This window comes from Ruminobacter amylophilus, from assembly GCF_900115655.1.
GTDB classification, from domain to species: Bacteria; Pseudomonadota; Gammaproteobacteria; order Enterobacterales; family Succinivibrionaceae; genus Ruminobacter; species Ruminobacter amylophilus.
This window is the reverse complement of record NZ_FOXF01000073.1, coordinates 1-7,507: the sequence shown is the minus strand read 5'-3', so window position 1 is coordinate 7,507 and position 7,507 is coordinate 1. Positions and strand designations below refer to the sequence as shown.

General features: G+C 42.8%; 3 protein-coding genes. 2 read left to right on the top strand and 1 reads right to left on the bottom strand.

The features are described 5' to 3' along the window. Window positions 1-1,192: 1,192 nt before the first annotated feature. Window positions 1,193-3,307 carry a TaqI-like C-terminal specificity domain-containing protein gene (locus tag BMY80_RS11390; RefSeq protein WP_093143786.1) on the bottom strand — a complete coding sequence of 705 codons (2,115 nt, stop codon included), beginning with the start codon at window positions 3,305-3,307 and terminating at the stop codon, window positions 1,193-1,195. Window positions 3,308-3,722: 415 nt separating this feature from the next. Here BMY80_RS11390 and BMY80_RS11385 point away from each other — a divergent pair, with 415 nt between their 5' ends. Together BMY80_RS11385 and BMY80_RS12460 are read left to right on the top strand one after the other, a co-directional pair. Next, window positions 3,723-7,091: a mechanosensitive ion channel domain-containing protein gene (locus BMY80_RS11385; protein ID WP_177178584.1), complete on the top strand. Its 3,369-nt coding sequence runs from the start codon at window positions 3,723-3,725 to the stop codon at window positions 7,089-7,091. 167 nt (window positions 7,092-7,258) lie between these two features. Next, window positions 7,259-7,507: hypothetical protein (locus BMY80_RS12460; protein ID WP_218140364.1), on the top strand; the 249-nt coding region annotated here is incomplete at its 3' end.

Below are 7,507 nucleotides of genomic sequence, written 5' to 3'. Positions count from 1 at the left end.
GGTGCCGGTCTGATGCTGATGTCTTGGAAAGAGGGAAGGTGGTGTCAGGTCTGAGGAAAAAATAAAGCCCGGAAAAAAAAGAAGGTTCGAACTAAATCGTTCATCATGAACTGTTCGAACCCTTGACTTACATGTGTGTGTTTTAAAATCGTCGCTCTTTCTTTTACGTCCCTGTAAAATCAAGCGGTGTTTCAGGAACATCCATGTTCCTGGGTCATATCGTGAATACATCCTGTATTTCAGTCATAACCCGTACAGCGTTCGAGGTAGCATCTTGCTTTGAGACATCCTTGTCTCCCTCAACACCTGCTATTCTAGATACTTAGGATCTTGAAATAAATGATCCAGATCAATAAAATTTTGATTTAAAATTTCTGTAAGCCTTGTGAGACATCGCTTGAACCATTGAAAATAAAGGGATTATGAAATTATTGTTATTCAAATTACGAGAATAACGTTTTGTGCAATGCTTACAATAATATGGCAAATGTCTCACACTAAGGTAGGATAAAGCCTTTTTTCGACGTGAAAACACTCAGGAACAGGCATTGTTTTTAAGGCTGTAAAGAGATTGATATCCGGGCCGGACCAGAGATGAGATACAGCCAGACTGATTATTAAGTGTCATGAGAGAAACTCAGAGATTTATTTATAAGTAATAGTGCAGTGATATCGGAAGATAAATCATATGTGCGGACATGAGCGCTGGGTGGTTGCCGTAAGCAAAAAAAACTGTCAGAACTTCCTGTCCTGACAGCATATGAATTCTTTAATACTCTCAATTTAAGATTAATCCGAAATCCTTTCGGTAAGTCTTCAGATGGAACATCCGTGTTCCAGACCGGCATCTTGCCTGTAAACATCCTGTTATCAGGCATCCTGCCCTTAAAGTTAAGTTATCCGGCGTCCTGCCATTATCAGACTTCCATGTCTTCCTTAACCTGTTTTAATTGTATATTTTGGGAAAATTGAATTTAATGATTAATATCACTATTTCAGCTTTGCAGAATATCATCATGAAAAATTTTTATGAGCTAAAAGGCCTGTTTTCAAGGCTTGTAAGTTGTTTTTAAAATAATATGACAAAAAATGAAAAACAGTTTTACTCTCACACGACTATGGCAAATATCTCACAAAGTGTGAGAAAAAATACTCACACAGATGATTTACCATGAAAAAAAAGAGGTTTTTGTCAGAGTATACAGTCTTTTTCGGTAGCTTCTCTGATAAGTGCGTACTGCTTTCTGCTGAGACCGTACAGATTTGCTATGTGCAGGTCCAGTTCGTCATAGAGAGCTTCTCTGTCTTTACTGTCTGTGTCTGTGGATAAAACCTGTTTTTCCAGATACGGAGTGGATTCAGGCTGCAGATTATCCATATTCGTAAGCCTGAGCACCAGAGCTCTGATAACGGCCTGCTCATCATCGCTGATTTCAGGCAGCGGGAGGGCTTCCAGATGAGAACGGAGCACTTTACATGAATTGAAGCTGTGCCAGAAGTAGAACTGCAGAATACGGGAATTGAGCAGGGCCAGAACGCACATGATATCCAGTTCACTGATATCAGGTATGAGAATATTTGCACTGTTCAGGGTAAGAACCTGTCTGTTGTCGTAGGCAAACGTCAGTCGTTTGCTTATGAAGCGGTAGATTAGCTTTTCCTTTGTTCTGAAAAATTCCGGAGCGCAGCACTGCTGGAATCTTTCCGGACTGAATTCAACGTAGTTTCTGCCGGTTTCATAGCCGTACCTGCTGATGTCAGTTCCGCAGATAATCGGTTCACTGGCGCTGCTTCTCGGAGCAGGGGACAGAAGCTCCCTGTTATTGCCGGTGACAATCCCCAGAGCAAAGGATGCATGATCCTTAAGGGTATATCTGCCGCATCTGCTGATCTGTCTGATTATCTCGTATTCACTGTCATCCAGATTAAAGCTGAAGCCGTCAGAGGTTACAGGGCGTTTTCTGCCGATGACGAATTCGCGCTTTGGGGTTCTGATAATCATCCCTCTGGTATTGATTCCCTTACTGCTTTTGGAAAGCTTCAGAATAATGGCCGGACACTGCACGCCGTCGAAAACGTCACCGATATATTCAATTTCGCTGATATTGGTTTCCTGCATAATCAGCTCACGTACGTTCTTATGCGATTTGACGTTGAGCAGAGCCTCGGGCACAACGAAGGACAGTGTGCCTTCAGGCTTGAGTTCCTTTATCGCTTCCTCAATGAACAGCTCGAAGGATTCAGGATGACGGCATTTGCCCGCACAGATGAAGTTTTCCCTGATGAATTTTTCCTCTTCTTCACTGAATATGCTTCCCCATGGCGGATTGCCGAGAATACAGTCGAATTCGCCCAGTTTGAAGATGCTGGTGAGGTAATTGGAGATCTGCAGATGTGATTCCAGCATTTCTGCTGATACCTCAGGGTATTTCAGTGCCATACTGATTCTCGCCAGTACAATGGCTGTTTCGTCCAGATCATTTCCGTAAATGTTGTTGAATGGAATATCATCAGGAAGCTGCATCAGGAAGTTTCCGGTACCGCAGCACGGATCTATGAATGCCTTGTCATGATAGTTTCCGTCGGCTATAAGACTGTTTACCGCCCTGACCACCACATCTGTCGGAGTGTAATAAATGCCGTGAGCCTTTCTTCTGCCGAGGTTCTGACAGGATATGTACAGAAATCCCAGCGTATCAGCCTGGTTTTCCTGATGAAAGTCCTGATAGAAGAGCTCAGGATAGTTTTCAAGATCAATCATGGCTCTGTTTATGTCTTTCGGAAGCAGAGGTTCAAGCAGTCTGGTGAATCTGCCGAGTTTTATCTGTCTGCCCAGTACCAGCTCGAGAACGGATTTGCCGAGTCTTTCAGCTTCGGCAACGGCTGAAGTGATTTCCGGGGCAGCCTGCTGGCAGATAAGGCTTACCGCCGCACCGGTCAGTATGGTGCGCAGAAGTTCATCAGTCACCTCAAGGTCTTCGTCAGTGAGAAAATTTGAAATGCTGACAACCGGCTCAATGTTGGCAGAATACTTGGGCAGATAGGCGACATAAAGCTTGCGACCGCCGGAAAGTCTTTTGTTTCTTCTGGACTTCAGAGCAAGATCCTGTTCGTTCAGATCCTTTTTCAGCTGTTCAACATAACGACGGCTGAATCCCTGTTCCGATTTGGTTATTTTACCGAGTCTCAGCCAGTTTGAGCCGGTGGCATAGGAGATGGACAGTTCTCTGCAGAGCTGCATGAGATTAAGGTATTCATCATTGTCAGATTCAGGAAACAGGGGGTATTGAGGATATATGTTTTTCATGTATTAAAAAGTAGCTGCTGTTATGGTATGCGGTATATTCTGTCGCGACCGGCTGAACTTAAATCAGTCATCATACATTAATTGTTATTAATGGCGCCCGGATGTAAAAACCGCCGGGCGAATTATATAACACAATCGTACCCAATTCACCGGCATTTGGCAATGTTTCGCGGATTTTATTAGCCGTGACTGAACGACGTGGCAGCTGTCTCCGACGGAATTTATGAATTCACGGTCCGGTAATGCCTTTATATGCCTCCGGCTGATCATCTTCATATGAATTTTTGATATAATCGCTCAGGTGTTTTTTTCTTTTATTTCATGTTTTCGTGAAAAAAAGAAAACTTGTTTTCGTTAAAAATTTAATCTACGGTATTTCCCTGAAAGACATTTCGGGATGAATGAATCAGATATCATGAGATACATTAAGTTATTTTCTTTTTTCAGCATTCTTCTGTTTGCTGCATCCATAGCTTACGCTTCCGTGGTGGAAGACGTGAATGAATCCGATCCGTCAAGAATAGGCGTGACGGTTACCGAAATTGAAAACAGGGTAAAGGCCCTGAGTGCAAAGGAAAAGGACGGAACCATCGGTTCAGAGGAGCAGTCAAGTCTTGATGATTACCGCAACATTCAGGAAAGCAATAAAATAATTATTGATACCAATGCCAAGTTCAAGAGAATTGAAGGCTTTGTAAATCTGGATCTGAACAATAACAAATACCTTAAAGAACACAACGAATTCTTTAAGGAACTGGAAAAGGATCGCAAGACACTCAAGAAAATAACCAGTCAGGATCTGGTTCTGCTGATTGCAAAATACACCGCAAAACGCGATTCATTCAATGCCGCATACCAGAAATTCAAATCTTATCACGACAATTCCAACAACTATATCAAGGACGCTACGTCTAAGGTCGGCGAGCTGTCAAATCTGATTCTTGAAAACAACATCAAACTCAAGGAAACGGATGTTTCTATCAACGAGTCACAGTACCTGAGTCTCAAGGCCCTCAATACCAGATATACCAGTGAAATCAACATGATTCAGTTCGTGCTGAACAACAGTGAGATTTCATACAAGAACATGACCTATATTCTGGGACTCAAGCAGGAAATGGCTGAAGAATGTTCAAGATTCCTGGACGGTCTGGTGATTCTTCAGAATGATCTGCGCAAGAATGAGCTTCAGGAAACCAAGGAGCTCGTGGATGAGGTTGTGAAGAATTCAGGAGAACATCCGGCACTCTCCATGCTGTCAAATGAAAACAACCAGCTCCAGAATCTCATTGAAGAGGTTAATGACGAAAACAACGAGATTGTATCCGACAATAATCAGCTCCTTAATCTGATTGAGGAGGCAAAGAAGTTTGATTCCGACATTGACAATCAGATTCATTACTTCAAGGGATCTTTCTATCTTGCCAAGATTCTGTCCGATCCAACGCATCTTTACAGAAAGTTTGCCATGCCGGATAATTTTGTGGACAAGACTTCTGAAAGACAGATGCTGCAGTATACAAACAAGACCAAGCTGGATTCACTTGATGTATTCAGCAGGGAAATCAGGCAGAAATACAGCAAGGATTTTGAAGAAAACAGAGAACTTGAGGCTCTGGTTGACAAGAACATCAAAATCCGTGAAAGACTGATTACTGAACTGAATACACTGCTGAACAACTATACCCGCAATGCCATCAATCTGCAGATCAACAATGAAAACTACACCAAGCTTCAGAACAACCTGCGTCTGAAGACTGATAATGCCATGTTCTGGAATCCTTCCAATTCAGGCATATCAAAGAGATGGTTCAAGGAACTCCGTACCAAGAGGGATAACGGTGAGCTTTTCTATGCAAAGATAATACATTCCCTGTATTTCAAGCATCCGTCCTCAGGAGAAATCTTCAGAATTCTGATGCTTATGATTTTCCTGTCAGTTGTTATTTATTTCTGTGGCATTTTCAGGGAAAAGAAGGAAGAGCTCGGCAAGTATGCCAACAAGATTTCCAAAACAGGTTACATTGATGTGCCAATCTGTCTGTTTGCGGATTTCATGGCAGGTTTCAAGTTTGCAGTGATTACCTTCATCGTGGGTTATATTCAGGTGTGCATGGTGGGGGTTTCCGGTTCTGAAGATTCCATGATTCACGGTGCACTGATTTACGTGGCTCTGTCAATATCCCTTCTTGTCGGAGCATCCGTATTCTTTTCCAAATTCTATTCGGCCGGCGGCGTGAACGAAAGATATTTCGGAATACCGTACAATCAGAAGATCTACAAGAGCTTCATGAGAATATTTTTCGTAATCTGCGTTATCGGTTCCATTGTGCTGTGGAGAACTCTCTATCCGAAGATGTTTTCCGACGACTATGTGGGACAGTTCATTACCATGGTGCTGTCAGCATACATTGCTTATGAATTTATCTACATGTTTGTCGTCAATTATAAGAATGAGGAATTCCTGCTCCGCAAGAAGTTTGCTCTGGCCATAGCCATAGGCACCTGTCTGTCTCTGGTGGTGATAACCTACATGGGGTACTACTATTCAAGCGTGCGAGTTTATGAAAAGTTCATAGTCTCACTGTATATCGTGCTTACATATGATCTGCTCAGAAGCCTGATTAAACGTACCATCAAGGTGGTGGCAAACAAGATCAGACTGAAGCAGAAAATGGCTGAAATGGAACAGAACCGCAAGAAGGCTGAAGCTGAGGGAGTTGAAGCCGGTTCTGAATCTCCGGAAAATATAGATGACTATATTCTGGATAAGTCCTCAGTAATGAACACCTTTAAGATCAGTGAGCAGGCCGTAAGCATTATTGATAACATCTTCGTGCTGCTGCTGGTGATTATTCTGTATAAAATCTGGGGTGATCTGCTTACCGTAACCAGCTATCTGAAGAATTATATTCTCTACAAGGTGGGCAGCGGTGATGCCGGACGTGCCATAACCCTGTTTGATTTTATGCTGGTGTTCTATAACATCGTGCTGGCCACGGTGCTGGTCAAGAACCTGCCGGGTGCGATTCAGGTGTTCATTCTCAACAGGTTCGCATCTCTGCAGAAGTACAGTTACTCAGTAACCACCATCATTTCCTATCTGCTGATAGCCTTCAGCGTACTGTTCTGCGCTTCAAGTCTCGGTATAGGGTGGGACAAGGTTCAGTGGCTGGTGGCGGCTCTCTCCGTAGGTCTGGGTTTTGGTCTGCAGGAAATCTTCGCCAATTTCATATCAGGTATTATCATCCTGTTTGAAAGACCTGTCCGTATAGGTGACATCATCACCATTAACGATCACAGCGGTACGGTTTCGAAGATACGTATCAGAGCAACCACCATTGTGGACTTTGACCTGAAGGAATACGTGATTCCAAACCGTTCACTCATTACCAGCTCGCTGACAAACTGGACCTTAAGAGATACCGTGACCCGCGTGGTTATAAAGATTGGCGTCGGCTACGGTTCCGACATGGATGAGGTAAAGGCTCTGCTTTATGAAATTGCCGACAGAAATCCGTATGTGGTGAAGGTTCCTAATCCTAAAGTCTATTTCATGGAATTTGCCGACAGTAATCTGAACATTGATTTCTATCTGTATACCAGCAAGATTGCAGACAGATATCCGTGTATTGATACCATCAATTCAGATATTCTGAAGACATTCCGTGAACATGACATAGAAATCGCCTTTAATCAGATGGATATCTTTGTCAAGAATCTTAAGGACGGTACTGAAGCCAAGCTTGAAACCATCGGCGGTGATGCCAGACCGAAGGCTTAGCAGTATCAGCCGCGGCCGGCACCTGTCAGGTACCGGTACTGACGGAAAACCGTTACCCGCAGGGGTAACGGTTTTATTTTTGAAAAAAGAAAGGGGCAATCACTTTTTTTATGTGATTGCAAAAAATAAAAATTATTTATGCATTGAATAAAAAAGGATCTTCCTTTATGTTTGAGTTGCATCCTGCAAGATGTAGCATCTCAACCAAAATGAAGATCCATGCCATGAATTATATAAACAATACAACTACCTTTCAAGAAGCTCTTACTTCTTCTGCAAAGTATCTTATGTACCCCTCAAATCTTTCTGGTTTTCACAATACCGAAACAACCTTAAGGCGTTCAATGTCCGGAAGAAATGTCTTTTGTCACACGGGACATTTGAATTTACCTGAAAGAGAAAGGCTTTGTTCATGT